Below are 16,043 nucleotides of genomic sequence, written 5' to 3'. Positions count from 1 at the left end.
CACGGGAGATCGCTCTTCATGACAAATCCCAGCGCTTTGCAGTAGCGGATGTCGACGGCAATGATACGGACCGGCCGGCGGGTTTTGAAGGCGGTTCGGCCTCGGTTAGGATGCGCCCAGCACAGGAGGTAAGCATGAGTCTGTTTTCCGAAGCCAGCAAGTACATCCCCGGCGGCGTGAACTCCCCCGTGCGGGCGTTCGCGGCGGTGGGCGGCGAGCCGCTGTTCTTCAAGCGCGCCAAGGGCCCGCGAGTGTGGACCGAGGACGGCCGGGAGCTGATCGACTACGTCGGCTCCTGGGGCCCCATGATCCTGGGCCACGCCCATCCGACGGTCATCGAGGCCGTGCAACGCACGGCGGAAGACGGCCTGTCGTTCGGCGCGCCCTGCGTGCTGGAGACCGAGATCGCCCGCAAGATCACGGAACTCGTGCCCTCCATGGAGCTGGTGCGCATGGTGAGCTCCGGGACCGAGGCCACCATGAGCGCCATCCGGCTCGCCCGCGGCTACACCGGCCGCGATCTGATCGTGAAGTTCGAGGGCTGCTATCACGGCCATTCGGACTCTCTGCTGATCAGCGCCGGCTCCGGGGCGCTCACCTTCGGTGTGCCGAGTTCGCCGGGCGTGCCGGCGGGGCTGGCCGAGCTCACGCTCACGCTGGAGTTCAACAACAGCCAGCAGGTGCGGGAAGCGTTCGACGAGTACGGCGAGCGCATCGCCTGCGTCATCGTCGAGCCGGTGGCCGGCAACATGAATTTCGTGCCGCCCGTGCCGGGCTTCCTGGAGACGCTGCGCGAGACCTGCTCGGCCGCCGGCGCCGTGCTCATCTTCGACGAGGTGATGACCGGATTCCGGGTGGCGAAAGGCGGCGCCCAGTCGGTGTTCGGCATCCAACCGGATCTCACCACCTTCGGCAAGGTCATCGGCGGCGGCATGCCGGCCGCGGCCTTCGGCGGAAAGCGCGAGATCATGGAGCATATCGCGCCCGTCGGCCCCGTGTACCAGGCCGGCACGCTGTCCGGCAATCCCGTGGCCATGGCCGCGGGTCTGGCCACGCTGGAGGGCATCGACCAGGAGGGTTTCTACGAGGGCCTGACGGCGCGGACTCAGCAACTGGCGGACGGCATGGCCTCCGCCGCGGCGGAGGCAGGCGTCCCTCTCGCCACCGGTTCACTGGGCGGCATGTTCGGCTTCGTCTTCACCGATGACGGCCCCGTGCGCACCTACCGCCAGGTCGCGGGCGGCGACGTGGACCGGTTCCGCCGCTTCTTCCACGCGATGCTCGAGCGCGGCGTCTACCTCGCGCCGTCGGCCTTCGAGGCGGGCTTCGTCTCGGCCGCCCACGGCGAGACGGAGATCGCAACGACGCTGGAGAAGGCGGCCGAGGCCTTCGCGGAGGTCGCCGACTGACGCTCAGCCGTCGTCTTCGTCCGCTTCCTGCGCGGAACGCAGTATCACGCGGATGATCTCCAGCCGCTGCAGCGCGTCCTCGGTCTCGAGGCAGAACTGTTTCTGCTCGGGCGTGATCGGCAGAATCTCGGCGAAGCGGTAACCGACCCACGTGGCGTCGTCGTAGCGGCGCTCCAGCAGTTCGTACAGCCGGCCGAGGTCGTCCAGCACGCCCCGCAGGATATCCACCATCGGCCGGAAGGCGGCCGGCACATCCACCCGGGGCTCCGGCGCAAGCCAGGAGACCTGCGCGAGGTTCAGCCCGTCCGGGGCCTGGCGCACCGACTCCACGCGGAATCGGTCGCTGCCCTGGGCCGTGATGCCCAGCAGCCCGTCGCTGCCCTGGTACCAGTCGACGATCTTCGCCAGCGTGCCGGTGCCGCAGGTGCTCGCCGTGCCCGTCTCTGTGCCCTCGCGGATGAGCACGACACCGAAGCCCGTGTCCTCGCGCAGGCAGCGGCTGATCATATCCAGGTAGCGGGTCTCGAAGATGCGCAGCGGCAGCGGGCCCTCGGGGTAGAGGACCGTGCGCAGGGGGAACAGCGGGATCTCGGTTTCGCTCATGCTCACCTGCCATTCGCTGCCAGGCAGCCGGCAGATGCGCCAGCCGCCGTTCGGGCTTCAGCCGCGTGCGGTCAGCGCGGCAACCACCCGCTCGCGCAATCCGCCGAAGCCGCCGTTGCTCATCAGCACGAGGATATCGCCGGCGGCCACCTCGCGCAGCACTCCCGCGGCCATCTCGCCGTAGTCCCCGGTTAACGTGGCCCGCTCGCCCAGCGATGCGAGCGCCGCAGCCAGATCCCACTCGAGCCCGTCGGGTGCGAAGACGAATACCCGGTCGGCGCCGGCGAGCGAGCCGGCCAATGTCTCACGGTGCACGCCCAGACGCATCGTGTTCGAGCGCGGCTCCAGTGCCACCACGATGCGGGCATCGGGCTCGCGCCGGCGCAGGCCCGCCAGTGTCCTGGCGATGGCGGTGGGGTGATGGGCGAAGTCGTCGTACACCCGGATGCCGCCGCCCTCGGCGGCCAGCTCCAGGCGCCGCCGAACGCCGCGGAAGCGGGCCACCGCGGCCAGCGCCGCCGCCGGCTCCACGCCCACCGCCACGGCGGCGGCGACCGCCGCGGCCGTGTTCTCCAGGTTGTGCTCGCCGGCGAGCGGCCAGTCGTCCTGCAGCCGTTCCCCGCCCGGCCCGGTCAGGCTGATGCCCTCGCCGTCCGGCCCGAAATCCACCCGCCAGTCCGCCGCGCCGCCGGCCGCGAAGGTCTCCACCGGTGTCCAGCAGCCCATCGCCAGCGTCTCGGCGAGTTCCGCATCGCCCGCCCGCACCACCAGCCGTCCGCCGCCCGGCACCGTGCGGATCAGCTGATGGAACTGCCAGCGGATTGCCGCCATGTCCGCGTAGATGTCGGCGTGGTCGTATTCCAGATTGTTCAGCACCGCCACCCGGGGCCGGTAGTGCACGAACTTGGCGCGCTTGTCGAAGAACGCCGTGTCGTACTCGTCGGCCTCCACCACGAACAGGTCGGAGCCGCCGAGGCGGGCGGAGGCACCGAAGTCGAGCGGGATGCCGCCGATCAGGAACCCCGGCTCGAGTCCGTTGGCCTCGAATATCCATGCCAGCAGGCTGGAGGTGGTGGTCTTGCCGTGGGTGCCGGCCACCGCCAGCACGCGCCGCCCGGCCAGCACGTGCTCGGCGAGCCAGGCCGGTCCCGACGTGTACGGCAGCCCCCGCTCCAGCACCGCCTCCACCAGCGCGTTGCCCCGGCTCATCACGTTGCCGATCACCACCATGTCGGGCGCCGGTTCCAGCTGGCCGGGATCCCAGCCCTCGGTCACCTCGATGCCGAGCCGCGCGAGCTCTTCGCTCATCGGCGGATAGACCTCCCGGTCACAACCCGTGACCCGGTGGCCGGCCGCCTTCGCCAGGCCGGCGATACCGCCCATGAAGGTGCCGCAGATGCCGATGATGTGGATGTGCATGGTCGAACGGAACGCCGGGCAGAGCCTCAAGCCGCGGGGAATTGCTGGTACAGCACGAGCTGACCCGAGAACACGGCCAGTGCCAGCAGCGTGCCGCCGATCAGCGGCACCTCCAGCGCCCGCGCCATGATGTGGCCGTCCACCAGAATCGACCAGGCGATGAGCGCCAGCAGCACCATCACGCCGCCCTGCCCCTCCGCATCCAGCGCACCGGTGGCGAGCAGCGGCAGCTCGGCGAGGCTGATCAGCGCCGAGGCACCGAACAGCGCGGCGAAGGTCTGGGGGATACGGCCCTCACGGCCGCGCAGCCGCAGGGCGACGGTATAGGTGCCGAGCGACAGGCCGAGGCTGAGCGCGAAGAAGACGGGAGACCAGGGCTGCCAGCCGCCGGACAGGGCCAGCCCGGTGAAACTCGCGCACAGCATGGCGGCGAACAGCAGGACGGCCAGGAAGAACGAGCGCGGCAGCGCGTCCGGCCCCAACCGCAACAGCACGATACCCGTCAGTGTCCGGAGCAGTATCAGCACGCTGCGGCAGTGTATCCTCCCATGCAGCGCATAGTCTCACGATAATACCGGAGGGCAAAGACCCGCCCATGAGCGACATCCTCTTCATCGATACGCAGGCTTCCCTGCAGCAATTCCTGGAAACCTGCGCGGCCGGCGAGAGGCTCGCGGTGGATACGGAATTTCTTCGGGAGCGCACCTATCACGCCCGCCTTTGCCTGGTGCAGCTCGCTGCGGACGAACGCATCGCCTGCATCGATCCGCTGGCCGGTCTGGACCTGGAACCGTTGTGGCGGTGCTTCGACGGCACCGAGCTGACCCTGCACGCCGCGCGTCAGGACCTGGAGGTGCTGCTCGGCACGGCCGGCCGTCTGCCCGGTCGCATCTTCGACACCCAGGTGGCCGCCGCCCTGTGCGGCTACCCGGCGCAGATCGGCTACGCCTCCCTGGTCCGGGAACTGCTCGGCATCGACCTCGGCAAGCATCACACGAGAACGGACTGGTCCCGCCGGCCGCTCAGCGCCGAACAGCTCGAGTACGCTGCCGACGACGTGCGCTACCTGGAGGAGATGCGCGCCATGCTCGGCGCGCGCCTGGAAGAAGTCGGCCGGCTCGACTGGGCCGTGGCCGACAGCAACGAGCTGCTGGATCCCGCACTCTACGACCCCGCGCCGGCGTCGGCGTGGCAGCGGCTGAAGGGCCTCGCCCGCATGGACGAGCGCAGCGCGGGCGCGGCCGCCGCCCTCGCCGTGTGGCGGGAGCAAGAAGCGCTGCGGGCCGACCGGCCCCGGCAGTGGATACTGAAAGATGCGGCACTCATCGCGCTCGCCCAGGGCCGGCCGACCAGCCGGGAGGCGCTGGCGGAGACCGAGGGCGTTCCGGCCGGGCTCGCCCGGCGGGCGGGAGACCAGCTGCTGCGGGTTATCGGCGCCGCCGGGCCGTCGCCGGTGGTGCGGCGGGGCGCGCCGTCGGCGGCGGAGAAGGCGCTGGTGGCGAAGATGGCAGCGGTCGTCAGGGGCAAGGCCGAGGAACTCGGCATCGAGCCGGAGCTGATCGCCTCGCAGAAGGACCTGCGCCGGGCGGCCGCCGGCGGCGACGGGCTCCGGGCCCTGTCCGGCTGGCGCCGGGAACTGGTCGGCGAGGCCCTGGAGACGCTACTCGAGCGGCGGGCTCAGTCCTCGACGGCGGAGACGAGCCGCTCGTAGACGGCCGCCACGGTGCCTTCGGCATTGACGGTCTTCAGCAGGCCCCGGTCCCGGTAGTAACCCACCAGCGGCGCGGTCTGCTCCCGGTAGACCTGCAGCCGGTTGGCGATGGTCTCCTCGTTATCGTCGTCGCGTTGCAGGAGTTCACCGCCGGCCTCGAGGCAGGCATCCAGCTCTTCCTGCGGCGAGAAATGGATGTTGAGCACCTTGCCGGTGGCCGAGCAGGTGCGCCGCCCGGTCAGTCGCTTCATGAGGATGTCGAAGTCCACGTCCATGAGCACCGCAGCGTCCAGGGGCTGGCCCAGCTCGGCCAGAAGGTCGTCGAGGGACCCGGCCTGGGACTCGTTGCGCGGGAAGCCGTCCAGGATGAAGCCGTCGGCCACGTCGTCCTCGTTCAGTCGTTCCCGGATCATGCCGAGCACGAGATCGTCGGAGACGAGTTCGCCGGCGTCCATGGCCGCCTTCGCCTTGCGGCCCAGCTCACTGCCGGAGGCGACGGCCGCGCGCAGCAGGTCGCCGGTGGATATCTGCGGGATGCCCTTCCGGGCCATCAGCCGCTGGGCCTGGGTCCCCTTTCCGGAGCCGGGGGCGCCGAGCAAAACGATGCGCATGATTGAACTCCCTGCCGCATACCGGCTGCTTGCCGGCAATAAGTCGACGATAAGTCGACAACACGCCTGTGAGGCGCGCAACCGTAGCCGCTCCCCGTGACGCCGTCAATTCAGCCCGCCGCATGAAGGCGGGCCGGAAATTGGCTATGCTCCCCGGCCAGTCGTCCATTGAGCCGAGCGAGGGATCCCATGTCAGCAAAGAAGGCAGCCAAGAACGCATTCTATGCCCAGTCGGGCGGCGTCACCGCCGTCATCAACGCGAGCGCCTGCGGCGTCATCGAGACGGCCCGCCAGCACAAGGGCCGCATCGGCAAGGTCTACGCCGGCCGCAACGGGATCATCGGCGCGCTGACCGAGGACCTGATCGACACCAACCGGGAGTCGGCCAAGGCCATCGCCCAGCTGAAGCATACCCCGGGCGGGGCGTTCGGTACCGCCCGCTACAAGCTGAAGGGACTGGACGAGAACAGGCGCGAGTACGAGCGTCTGATCGAGGTCTTCGAGGCCCACGACATCGGCTACTTCTTCTATAACGGCGGCAACGACTCCATGGACACGGCCCACAAGGTGTCCCAGATCGGCCACAAGCTCGGCTTCCCCATCACCTGCATCGGCGTGCCGAAGACGGTGGACAACGACCTGCCGGTCACGGACAACTGCCCGGGCTTCGGCTCCGTGGCGAAGTACGTTGCCGTCTCCACCCGGGAGGCAGCGCTGGACGTCGCCTCCATGGCCGAGACCTCCACTAAGGTCTTCATCCTCGAGGTCATGGGCCGGCATGCCGGCTGGATAGCCGCGGCCGCCGGCCTGGCGGGCGAGGGCCCCGACGAGCCGCCGCACATCATCCTGTTCCCGGAAGTCCCGTTCGAGAAGAAGAAGTTCCTCGCCCGGGTGAAGCGCTGCGTGAAGGACTACGGCTACTGCGTGGTCGTCGTCTCCGAGGGTGCCCGCTACAAGGACGGGCGCTTCCTGGCCGATGCGGGCACGAAGGACGCTTTCGGCCACGTGCAGCTCGGCGGCGTGGCGTCGGAGGTCGCGACGATGGTGCGCGACGGCACCGGCTTCAAGTTCCACTACGCCATCGCCGACTACCTGCAGCGCTCCGCACGCCACATCGCCTCGGCCACGGACGTGGAGCAGGCTTACGCGGTGGGCCGTGCGGCCGTCGAGATGGCGCTGGCCGGCGAGGATGCGGTGCTGCCGGTAATCAAGCGCACCTCGGACAAGCCCTACCGCTGGAAAATCGAGAAGGCACCTCTCGGCCGGGTGGCCAACCGGGAGAAGAAGCTGCCGAAACGCTACATCACGCAGGACGGCTACGGCATCACCGGGGCAGCCCGGCGCTACCTGGCACCGCTGATCCACGGCGAGGACTACCCCCCGTACTCCCGCGGCCTGCCCGTCTACGCGAAACTGCGCAACGTGCCGGTGAAGAAGAAGCTCAAGAAACGATTTGTGGTATGATGCGCGCGCTGTCGCCGCCGGGGACGTATGGCGGCGACCTCTTGAGTGCCAATAAACTCCGACAAACCAGCGAGTTACGGAACGAGCACCGGATCAGAAAACCAGCCGTAGCGGGGTGCGAGTCGCCACCGTCTGCGCAGCGGATCCGGAACCCCGACCGGTCTCGTACCCGCCGCCTGGGGCACGGGCGGAGGGCACTCCAGCTGAACAATCACGAACAACCGACGGTCCGCCGGGCCGATCGGTGGACATGATCGGGAGGAATAACTCATGTCGTATGAACTCGCGCTGTGGCTATGCATCGGCGCCGGCGTACTCGCCATCCTGTACGGACTGTTCTCGGTCCAGTGGGTCCTGAAGCAGTCCGGCGGCAATGACCGGATGCAGGAGATCGCCGCAGCGATCCAGGAAGGCGCCGCGGCCTACATGAACCGCCAGTACACGACCATCGGCATCGTCGGCGTCGTGCTCGCCATCGTCGTCGGCTTCGCCCTCGACTGGTGGACGGCGCTCGGCTTCGTCATCGGCGCGGTGTTCTCCGCCATGGCCGGCTACATCGGCATGTTCGTCTCCGTGCGGGCCAACGTGCGCACCGCCGAGGCCGCCCGCAAGGGGCTGAACCCGGCGCTGGACGTCGCCTTCCGCGGCGGCGCGATCACCGGCCTGCTCGTGGTCGGCCTGGGCCTGCTCGGCGTTGCCGGCTACTACGGCCTGCTGGGCGCGTTCGGCATCGAGGGCGAGAAGGCCATCAAGGCGCTGGTCGGCCTGGCCTTCGGCGGCTCGCTGATCTCCATCTTTGCCCGACTCGGCGGCGGCATCTTCACCAAGGGCGCCGACGTCGGCGCCGACCTGGTGGGCAAGGTCGAGGCCGGCATCCCCGAGGACGATCCCCGCAACCCGGGGGTGATCGCCGATAACGTCGGCGACAATGTGGGCGACTGCGCCGGTATGGCCGCGGACCTGTTCGAGACCTACGCGGTGACCATCATTGCCACCATGCTCCTCGGCGTGCTGTTCCATGCCGACTGGGGCTGGGCGGCCTGGGTCTATCCGCTGGTCCTCGGCGCAGCCTCCATCGTCGCCTCGATCATCGGCACCTTCTTCGTCAAGGCGGGCGCCAGCGGCTCGATCATGGGTGCACTGTACAAGGGCATGATCGCGGCCGGCGTCCTCGCGGCCGCGGCCTTCTATCCGATCACCACGGTGATGATGGGCGACACCGGCGAGGCGGGCGTTCTGTACGGCGCTGCGGTCATCGGGCTGGCCCTGACCGCCTTCATGGTCTGGATCACCGAGTACTACACCGGCACCGACCACAAGCCGGTGCAGCTGGTGGCCGAGTCTTCACTGACCGGTCATGCCACGAACATCATCGCGGGCCTCGGCGTCTCCATGAAGGCGACGGCCTGGCCGGTGCTCGCGGTGTGCGCCAGCATCTGGGGCGCCCACGAGCTGGCCGGTCTGTACGGCATCGGCATCGCGGCGACCACCATGCTGTCGATGACCGGCATCGTGGTGGCGCTCGATGCCTTCGGTCCGATCACGGACAACGCGGGCGGCATCGCCGAGATGGCCGAACTCGAGTCCGAGGTGCGCAACATCACCGACCAGCTCGACGCCGTGGGCAACACGACGAAGGCAGTGACCAAGGGCTACGCCATCGGCTCCGCCGGTCTGGCCGCCCTGGTGCTGTTCGCCGACTACACCCACGCGCTGGAGGCCAACTTCGACCAGCTGTTCGAGTTCGAACTGTCCGATCCCATGGTGATCATCGGCCTGCTGATCGGCGGTCTCGTGCCGTATCTGTTCGCCGCCCTGGCGATGGAGGCGGTGGGCCGCGCCGCCAGCTCGGTGGTGAACGAGGTGCGCCGGCAGTTCAAGGAGATGCCGGGCATCATGGAAGGCACCCAGAAGCCGGATTACTCCCGCGCGGTGGACATGCTGACCAAGGCCGCCATCAAGGAGATGGTGGTGCCCTCGCTGCTGCCGGTGCTGGTGCCGATCGTGGTGGGCCTGATCCTCGGCCCGATCGCCCTCGGCGGCATGCTGCTCGGCACGATCATCACCGGCCTGTTCGTGGCCATCTCCATGACCGCCGGCGGCGGTGCCTGGGACAATGCCAAGAAGTACATCGAGGACGGCAACTTCGGCGGCAAGGGTTCCGAGGCGCACAAGGCTGCGGTCACCGGCGACACGGTCGGCGACCCCTACAAGGACACCGCCGGCCCGGCCATCAACCCGCTGATCAAGATCATCAACATCGTGGCACTGCTGATCGTGCCGCTGCTCTGATCGGGATCGGCCTGACGGCCCAGAACCGCCGGGCTCCCCAGGGGCCCGGCGGTTTTTTTGGTTTTTTTGTTTTTTGGTGCCGGTCACCCGTAATTTGCGGAATGAAACTTTTGTGAGTTTGGGTGCCGGACACCGAAACTTTAGAAAGTTGCGAAAGTTGGATTAGTTCGGTCCGGCACCCAAGAGGCGGGGGCGGTCGATCAGGTAGCCCTGGGCGAAGTCCACGCCCATCTCGCGCAGCATGTCGAAGTCGTGCTGCTCCTCCACCTGTTCGGCCACGGTGCGGAAGTTCATCTTCCGGGCGAGCTTGATCATCGCGCTCACCATCTCCTGGTTGACCGGGTCGCGGCCGAGGTGGCGGGTGAAGCTGCCGTCGATCTTCAGATAATCGATGGGCAGATGCTTCAGGTTGGAGAAGGCGCCGAGGCCGCTGCCGAAGTCGTCCAGCGCGAACTTGCAGCCCATGCCATGCAGCACCTCGATGAAGCGCTGGGCCTCGCGCGGCTCCATGATCAGCGCCGCCTCCGTCATCTCGAAACAGATCCGGGCCGGGGCAACGCTCGTGCGGTCCAGCGACTCGACGACGAACTCCAGAAAATCCGCATCGCCCAGCGTCTGGCCTGACAGGTTGATGATACAGCTGCGCCCGGCCGGAACCCGGATGTCCCCGGCAGCGACAGCGGTCAGCGTTGCGCTGACCACCCAGCGGTCGATCCGCGGCATCAGGTGATACTGCTCTGCCGCCGGCAGGAAGTCCTTCGGCGACTCGGTCCTGCCCTGGGCGTCCTGGAAACGCAGCAGCACCTCCATCGCAGGCCCGGATTCCCGCTCGGCGTCGAGCGCGATGATCGGCTGGGTCGCCAGCACGAAACCGCCGTTCGACAGGGCGTCCTGCAGGCGCCGCAGCCACTGGATCTCCCCACGCTCGCGCGCCGCCGCCTCGTCCGCCGAGGAGTACACATGCACCTGGCCGCGCCCCCGCTGCTTCGCCATGTAACAGGCGGAGTCCGCGGCGGCGAGCATGTCCTGCACCGAGCCGCTGTCGGGGCCGAGCTCGACGATGCCGACGCTGACGCCGATGGTGAAGATGCGGTCCTGCCACACGAAGCGGTGATCCGCCACCGCCTGCACCACGTCGCCGGCGATCTGGCGGGCCTTCTCCAGCGGGCAGCCGATCAGGAGCATGCCAAACTCGTCGCCGCCGATGCGCGCAACCGAATCCGAGTCGCGCACCTGATCCTTGATCAGCGACGCCACCTCGCGCAGCAGCGCATCCCCCGCCATGTGGCCGCAGGTGTCGTTCACTGCCTTGAAACGGTCCAGGTCCATATAGCAGAGCACATGGTTCGCCTTCTCGCGCCTGGCATTGTCGATGGCCTCCTCCAGCCGCCGCTCGAGCTCGCGCCGGTTGATGAGACCGGTCAATGCATCGTGCGCCGCCTGGTAGCTCATCTGTCGCGTGAGCCCGCGCATTTCGCTCACGTCCTGGAATACCACCACCACGCCACGGATGTCGCCGTCTCCGGTACGGATCGGCGATGCCGTCAACTCGACGGAATGCTCGTGCTCGTCGTCGCGCCCCACCATCAGCGCCCGTCGCCCCATGTTGACCCGCTGGCGCATGGACAGACACCGCTCCACCGGGTCGCCGAGGGATCGCTTGTCGAGTTCGTCGATCAGCCGCATGATCTCGCCGAACGGCCGGCCCTCGGCCTCGCCCCGACCGTAGCCGGTGAGCAGCTCGGCCTCGCCGTTCATGTACTCGATACGGCCCCGGGTATCGGTGGTGATCACGCCGTCGCCGATGGACTCGATCACGGCCAGTGCCTGTCTCCTGTCGCCGCGCAACCCCGAATCGTTCTCCCGGCGATGGCTGACGTCGCGGCCAACCGTGAGCACCAGCTGGCGATCACCCCACGCCACCACCGCCATGCCGGCCTCCACCCACATGCCTTGCTCGCCGCCGTTGATGAGCTGCATCTCCAGCGTCTGGGGCCCGATCTCGCCGGCGATCAGTCGGCTGACGGTGCGTCGGAACAGCGCCCGGAAGGCCGGGCGCACGAGGTCGCTGACCGGCCGTCCCTCCAGCTGCTCGGCCTCCAGACCCACGAGCCGCGCGGCGGACTCGTTGGCGAGTTGCACGCGATCGTCGTGCAGCAGCACCACCTCGGGCATCGTGCGTACCAGTCGCCGCAGCGCGCGGTCACGTTCGAAGACGGCCTCGTCCTTCTCGGCGAGGGCATCGAACAAGCGGTTCAGGGAACGTCCGAGCGGGCCGAGCACGGGGTCGTCCGCGGGGCGCAGCCGGCGCCCCACCGAGGCGTCGGCGGACACCTCGACGATCTCCTGGTTGAGCCGCCGCAGCCGTTCCTGGAAACGCCGCCGCAGCACGATGAGCAGTATGGCCAGCACCAGTACCGCCGGCACCAGAACGGTGACGGCGACGATCAGTGCGGTTGGCGGCATGGTTCGCTCATCGGTCCCCGGCGGCAGGACAGGTTAAAATTCTTGTTGTTTCAAGAGCCTAGACTCTCAGCACGACAAGCATAGCCTAATCCGTATCGGCACGGCCGACCAATTCACCATAACGCCCTCTGGATCGTCGCGCAGCGCGCTTGTCAGCCTTCTGTAAACTCCGTAACCTCACCCGCCGTCCTGCCGCTTGCGGCCAATCGAGCAGTTGCCACGGATATCAAACACGGCTATCAAGAATGGATATCGAGATCGCAAGGGAACAGATGATCGACCAGCAGATCCGCGCCTGGGACGTGCTGCAGCCCCGGGTCCTCCGGGTCCTGGGCGAGATTCCCCGCGAACGGTTTGTGCCCGAGGCCTGGTCGAGCCTGGCGTTCGCCGACACCGAGATTCCCGTGGCCCACGGCGAGAACATGATGGCGCCGAAGGTGGAGGGCCGGCTGCTGCAGGCGCTGGAGATAGAGCCTGGCGACCGGGTACTGGAGATCGGCACGGGCACCGGTTTTCTCACCGCCTGCCTCGCCCGGCTGGGCGAACACGTGGTCAGCGTCGACTGCTATTCGGACTTCGTCGCCACCGCGGGCGACCGGCTGCGGGAGTCCGACATCGTCAACACCGAACTTCTGACCATGGATGCCATGCAGGAACTCCCGGCAGGCGGATTCGACGCCATCGCGGTGACCGGCTCGGTGCCACGCTTCGAGCAGCGCTTCGCCGACGCGCTGGCGATGGACGGGCGCCTGTTCCTGGCGGTGGGTGAGGCACCGGTCATGGAGGCCTTCCTGATCACGCGCACCGGCGAGAACGAATGGAGCCGCGAGAGCCTGTTCGAGACCGTCCTGAAACCGCTGCGCAACGCCGAGCCGCCGTCCCAATTCCGCTTCTGAGCCGGGACGGGACGCGCAGGCCGCCGTTCACGAGGAAATCCTGCGATGGTGGAAGAGCTGACACCGGCCGAACTGGCCGCACGCATCCGCGCCGGTGAAGACTGGCAGGTGCTGGACGTGCGCGAGCCGTGGGAACTCGGCATAGTGTCGCTTGCCGACGCCGTCGCCATCCCGATGAACCAGGTCCCGAACCGCCACCGCGAACTGGATCCGGAGCGGCCGCTGGCCGTACTCTGCCACGGCGGCATGCGCAGCTACCGGGTGGCCGCCTGGCTGCAGGAACACGGCTTCCGGCGCGTGGTGAACGTGGCCGGAGGCATCGATGCCTGGGCGACGGAGGTGGACTCGTCCATGCCCCGCTACTGAGCGGGTGTCCATGCCCCGCTATTGAGAGAGGCCGGAGAGCGGTGCTATAGTGATATACCTGACTAAAACACCTGTCTCGCAGAACGAGGATACGAAGAAAACGATGGTTATCCGCAGATCCAGGCTGCTCCTGCCGCTGGCCGCCCTGTTCGCCGCCTTGCCCGCCGGGGCGGAGTCTCTGCTGGAGGTCTACCAGCGCGCGCTGCAGAGCGACCCACTCATCCGCGAGGCGGAGGCGAATCGCCGGGCGACGGAAGAGGCCGTGCCCCAGGCGCGCGGCCTGCTGCTGCCCCAGCTTTCGGCCTCGGCCAGCGAGACCCGCGGCACGGCCGAGGGCGCCTCCGCGTTCCAGCAGGTATCGCCGACGGGCGAGACCATCACCGTCACCAGTGACTTCGAGGACGAGAGCATCGAGACCACCCAGTGGCAGATCGAGCTGCGCCAGACCGTGTTCCGCTGGGACCAGTTCGTCGGCCTGAAGCAGGCCGGCAAGCAGGTGGCCCGCGCCGAGGCGGACTTCGAGGCGGCCCAGCAGGACCTGATCGTCCGGGTGGCCAACCGTTATTTCGAAGTGCTCGCCGCGGAAGACGCGCTCGAGGCCGCCCAGGCGAGCAAGCGCGCCATCGACCGCCAGCTGGAACAGGCCCAGCAGCGCTTCGAGGTGGGACTGATCGCCATCACCGACGTGCAGGAAGCCCAGGCCGCCTACGACCAGGCCATCGCCGAGGAGATCGCCGCCAAGCGCCAGCTGGCTTCGGCGCGTGAATTCCTGCGCGAGATCACGGGCGAGTACCTGAAGAACCTGGAGACGCCGGGGCAGCAGCTCGCGCTCGAGACGCCGGACCCGGCGCAAGAGGACGACTGGGTGGACACCGCTTTCGAGCAGAATCTGGCCCTGATCGCGGCGCGGCTGAACGCCGAGATCGCAAGCCAGGAGATCGACTCGCGCCGGTCGGGTCATTACCCGACGCTGGATCTCGTCGCCACGCGCAGCGACTTCGACCGGGAATTCGAGCGCTCCAACGAGGGCGGGCCCTTCAACGACGTCTTCAACAATCAGACCTCGGACAGCATCGCGCTGGAGTTCCGCATCCCGCTGTTCTCGGGCGGCAGGACCTCGGCCCAGGTGCGAGAGGCGGTCCACCTGCATCGCGCGGCGAGAGAGCAGCTGCAGCGGGTGGCCCGGGAGACGGAACGCCAGGCCAGGGACGCCTACCTGGGCGTCCTGGCGGAGATTTCCCGGGTGAAAGCCCTGCGCCAGGCCCTCTCGTCGGCGAAGACGGCGCTGGAGGCGACGGAGGCCGGCTTCGAGGTGGGAACCCGCACCACCGTGGACGTGCTGGACGCCCAGCAGCGAGTCTTCTCCGCCCGCACGAACTACCGCCGTGCGCGCTACGACTACCTGCTGAACGTGCTGAGGCTGAAGCAGGCAGCCGGCATCCTGCGCATCCAGGACCTGGAAGACATCGACTCTATCCTCGTACCGCGGAGCGAGATGGCCGACTGACGCCGCACCGGCCCGGTTCAGCCGTCATTGAACCGCCGGGTAAGGGGCTCCAACAGCTCGAGCAGGCTCCTGAGCGAGCCCCGGTTGTCCAGCAGCAGCCGTCGCGCACGCTCGCCCATCTCCCGCCGCGCCGCCTCGTCGGCAAACAGCTGCTCCAGCGCAGCGGCGAGTTCCGCCTCGTCCATGACCACCCGGGAGGCGCCCCGCTCCGCGAACATGGCCGCGATGTCCTCGGCATTGAACAGGTGCGGGCCGGTGAGGATGGGCAGGCCCAGGGAAGCGGGCTCCAGCAGGTTGTGCCCGCCGATGGGCACCAGGCTGCCGGCAACGAAGGCGATGTCCGACGCGGCATAGAGCAGGGGTAGCTCGCCCATCGTATCGCCGAGGAAAACGCGGGTCCCGGAATCGCAGCGCTCGCCGCCGGTACGGCTGACGAAATCGAGGCCCTGCTCCCGGACCATATCGGCGACGGCGGGGAAGCGTTCGGGATGCCGGGGGACCAGCACCAGCAGCGCGTCCGGTACGGCTGCGAGCAGACGCCGGTGGGCGGCGAGGACGATCTCTTCCTCGCCCGCGTGGGTGCTGGCCGCGATCCAGACGCTGCGGCCGGGGAAATGCTCCGCCGCAAACTCCCGTCCCCGGGCCGCGAGGCTCTCGTCGATTTCCACGTCGAACTTGATATTGCCGGTTACGAAGGTGCGCGCCGGGGCCGCTCCCAGATCGCGGAAGCGCTGCGCGTCCTGCTCGCTCTGGGCGGCGATGATGATGCCGTGGGACAGCGCCTCCCGGAACAGCGGCGTCAGGTGGCGGTAGCGTTCCACCGAGCGGGGCGAGATCCGCGCGCTGGCCAGCACCAGCGGGACCCGGCGACGGCCGCATTCGGCATAGAGGTTCGGCCAGAGCTCGGTCTCGATGATGACGGCCAGCTCGGGCCGGATGCGATCGAAGAAGCGACGCACCGCGCCCGGCGTCTCGAACGGCGCAAAGCAGTGCACCACCTCGTCGCCGAACAGGCGGCGCACCCGCTCGGCGCCGGTGGGAGTCACGGTGGTGACCACGACGGCCCGGGACACGAACCGGTCCTTCAGCGCCTTGATCAGCGGTGCCGCGGCCTGCACCTCGCCAACGGAGACCGCATGGATCCAGACCGATCCGGAACGGATGTCCGGGAAGCCGATACCGAAGCGCTGGCCGAGCCGATCGTGATAGCCCTTGCGGGTGAAGCCGCGCCAGAGCCAGAAGAAGAACACGAACGGCGTGGCCAGGTAGACCAGCAGCTGATAAGCGAATCGCACCGTC

Annotated in this window: 13 protein-coding genes; 7 read left to right on the top strand and 6 right to left on the bottom strand. The window is 68.3% G+C overall.

The window, feature by feature from the left end; genetic code table 11:
* Positions 1–134 precede the first annotated feature (134 nt).
* Positions 135–1,409: a glutamate-1-semialdehyde 2,1-aminomutase gene (hemL, locus tag ACJMKX_RS15855; protein ID WP_405227623.1), complete on the top strand. Its 1,275-nt coding sequence runs from the start codon at positions 135–137 to the stop codon at positions 1,407–1,409.
* Positions 1,410–1,412: 3 nt separating this feature from the next.
* Here hemL and ACJMKX_RS15850 read toward each other — a convergent pair whose 3' ends face one another.
* From ACJMKX_RS15850 to ACJMKX_RS15840, 3 genes are read right to left on the bottom strand one after another with little or no spacing between them, the layout of a single operon-like run.
* The gene (locus tag ACJMKX_RS15850) at positions 1,413–2,012 is read right to left on the bottom strand and encodes an LON peptidase substrate-binding domain-containing protein (RefSeq protein WP_405227622.1); all 600 of its coding nucleotides are present in this window, start codon (positions 2,010–2,012) and stop codon (positions 1,413–1,415) included.
* Between the two features lie 57 nt (positions 2,013–2,069).
* Entirely contained in the window at positions 2,070–3,431 is a 1,362-nt protein-coding gene (mpl, locus tag ACJMKX_RS15845; RefSeq protein ID WP_405227620.1) for a UDP-N-acetylmuramate:L-alanyl-gamma-D-glutamyl-meso-diaminopimelate ligase, read from the bottom strand.
* 26 nt (positions 3,432–3,457) lie between these two features.
* The gene (locus ACJMKX_RS15840) at positions 3,458–3,958 is read right to left on the bottom strand and encodes a hypothetical protein (protein WP_405227618.1); all 501 of its coding nucleotides are present in this window, start codon (positions 3,956–3,958) and stop codon (positions 3,458–3,460) included.
* A gap of 68 nt (positions 3,959–4,026) precedes the next feature.
* On the opposite strand from ACJMKX_RS15840, the gene rnd reads away from it, so the two are divergent.
* Entirely contained in the window at positions 4,027–5,142 is a 1,116-nt protein-coding gene (gene rnd, locus ACJMKX_RS15835; protein ID WP_405227616.1) for a ribonuclease D, read from the top strand.
* Here rnd and ACJMKX_RS15830 read toward each other — a convergent pair.
* Positions 5,109–5,753: an adenylate kinase gene (locus ACJMKX_RS15830; protein WP_405227614.1), complete on the bottom strand. Its 645-nt coding sequence runs from the start codon at positions 5,751–5,753 to the stop codon at positions 5,109–5,111. The genes rnd and ACJMKX_RS15830 overlap by 34 nt on opposite strands.
* A 189-nt stretch (positions 5,754–5,942) precedes the next feature.
* On the opposite strand from ACJMKX_RS15830, the gene ACJMKX_RS15825 reads away from it, so the two are divergent.
* Together ACJMKX_RS15825 and ACJMKX_RS15820 are read left to right on the top strand one after the other, a co-directional pair.
* Positions 5,943–7,217 (top strand): 6-phosphofructokinase, encoded by a 1,275-nt coding sequence (locus tag ACJMKX_RS15825; protein WP_405227612.1) that lies wholly within the window; start codon positions 5,943–5,945, stop codon positions 7,215–7,217.
* Positions 7,218–7,487: 270 nt separating this feature from the next.
* Entirely contained in the window at positions 7,488–9,509 is a 2,022-nt protein-coding gene (locus ACJMKX_RS15820; protein ID WP_405227610.1) for a sodium-translocating pyrophosphatase, read from the top strand.
* 162 nt (positions 9,510–9,671) lie between these two features.
* On the opposite strand, the gene ACJMKX_RS15815 is transcribed toward ACJMKX_RS15820, so the two are convergent.
* Positions 9,672–11,975, bottom strand: coding sequence for a bifunctional diguanylate cyclase/phosphodiesterase (locus tag ACJMKX_RS15815; protein WP_405227608.1), 2,304 nt, complete (start codon positions 11,973–11,975; stop codon positions 9,672–9,674).
* Positions 11,976–12,220: 245 nt separating this feature from the next.
* On the opposite strand from ACJMKX_RS15815, the gene ACJMKX_RS15810 reads away from it, so the two are divergent.
* The 3 genes from ACJMKX_RS15810 to ACJMKX_RS15800 all read left to right on the top strand — a co-directional run bounded on the left by ACJMKX_RS15810 (position 12,221) and on the right by ACJMKX_RS15800 (position 14,744).
* Entirely contained in the window at positions 12,221–12,871 is a 651-nt protein-coding gene (locus ACJMKX_RS15810) for a protein-L-isoaspartate O-methyltransferase family protein (protein WP_405227606.1), read from the top strand.
* 45 nt (positions 12,872–12,916) lie between these two features.
* The gene (locus tag ACJMKX_RS15805; RefSeq protein ID WP_405227604.1) at positions 12,917–13,237 is read left to right on the top strand and encodes a rhodanese-like domain-containing protein; all 321 of its coding nucleotides are present in this window, start codon (positions 12,917–12,919) and stop codon (positions 13,235–13,237) included.
* A 103-nt stretch (positions 13,238–13,340) separates the two neighbouring features.
* On the top strand, positions 13,341–14,744 hold the full coding sequence (locus tag ACJMKX_RS15800) for a TolC family outer membrane protein (protein ID WP_405227602.1): 1,404 nt from the start codon (positions 13,341–13,343) through the stop codon (positions 14,742–14,744).
* Between the two features lie 17 nt (positions 14,745–14,761).
* Here ACJMKX_RS15800 and waaA read toward each other — a convergent pair whose 3' ends face one another.
* The gene (gene waaA, locus ACJMKX_RS15795) at positions 14,762–16,039 is read right to left on the bottom strand and encodes a lipid IV(A) 3-deoxy-D-manno-octulosonic acid transferase (protein WP_405227600.1); all 1,278 of its coding nucleotides are present in this window, start codon (positions 16,037–16,039) and stop codon (positions 14,762–14,764) included.
* Between the last annotated feature and the right edge of the window lie 4 nt (positions 16,040–16,043).

It is taken from the genome of Lentisalinibacter sediminis (assembly GCF_040706615.1).
In the GTDB taxonomy this organism is placed as follows: domain Bacteria; phylum Pseudomonadota; class Gammaproteobacteria; order Steroidobacterales; family Woeseiaceae; genus Lentisalinibacter; species Lentisalinibacter sediminis.
Note: the sequence above shows the minus strand (reverse complement) of the source record. Positions and strands in the feature narration are given on the sequence as shown.

Excerpts from the sequence above, each read along its gene's own strand:
- hemL (WP_405227623.1), top strand. The coding sequence starts at position 135 with ATGAGTCTGTTTTCCGAAGCCAGCAAGTACATCCCCGGCGGCGTGAAC.
- ACJMKX_RS15850 (WP_405227622.1), bottom strand. The coding sequence starts at position 2,012 with ATGAGCGAAACCGAGATCCCGCTGTTCCCCCTGCGCACGGTCCTCTAC.
- mpl (WP_405227620.1), bottom strand. The coding sequence starts at position 3,431 with ATGCACATCCACATCATCGGCATCTGCGGCACCTTCATGGGCGGTATC.
- rnd (WP_405227616.1), top strand. The coding sequence starts at position 4,027 with ATGAGCGACATCCTCTTCATCGATACGCAGGCTTCCCTGCAGCAATTC.
- ACJMKX_RS15830 (WP_405227614.1), bottom strand. The coding sequence starts at position 5,753 with ATGCGCATCGTTTTGCTCGGCGCCCCCGGCTCCGGAAAGGGGACCCAG.
- ACJMKX_RS15825 (WP_405227612.1), top strand. The coding sequence starts at position 5,943 with ATGTCAGCAAAGAAGGCAGCCAAGAACGCATTCTATGCCCAGTCGGGC.
- ACJMKX_RS15820 (WP_405227610.1), top strand. The coding sequence starts at position 7,488 with ATGTCGTATGAACTCGCGCTGTGGCTATGCATCGGCGCCGGCGTACTC.
- ACJMKX_RS15815 (WP_405227608.1), bottom strand. The coding sequence starts at position 11,975 with ATGCCGCCAACCGCACTGATCGTCGCCGTCACCGTTCTGGTGCCGGCG.
- ACJMKX_RS15810 (WP_405227606.1), top strand. The coding sequence starts at position 12,221 with ATGGATATCGAGATCGCAAGGGAACAGATGATCGACCAGCAGATCCGC.
- ACJMKX_RS15805 (WP_405227604.1), top strand. The coding sequence starts at position 12,917 with ATGGTGGAAGAGCTGACACCGGCCGAACTGGCCGCACGCATCCGCGCC.
- ACJMKX_RS15800 (WP_405227602.1), top strand. The coding sequence starts at position 13,341 with ATGGTTATCCGCAGATCCAGGCTGCTCCTGCCGCTGGCCGCCCTGTTC.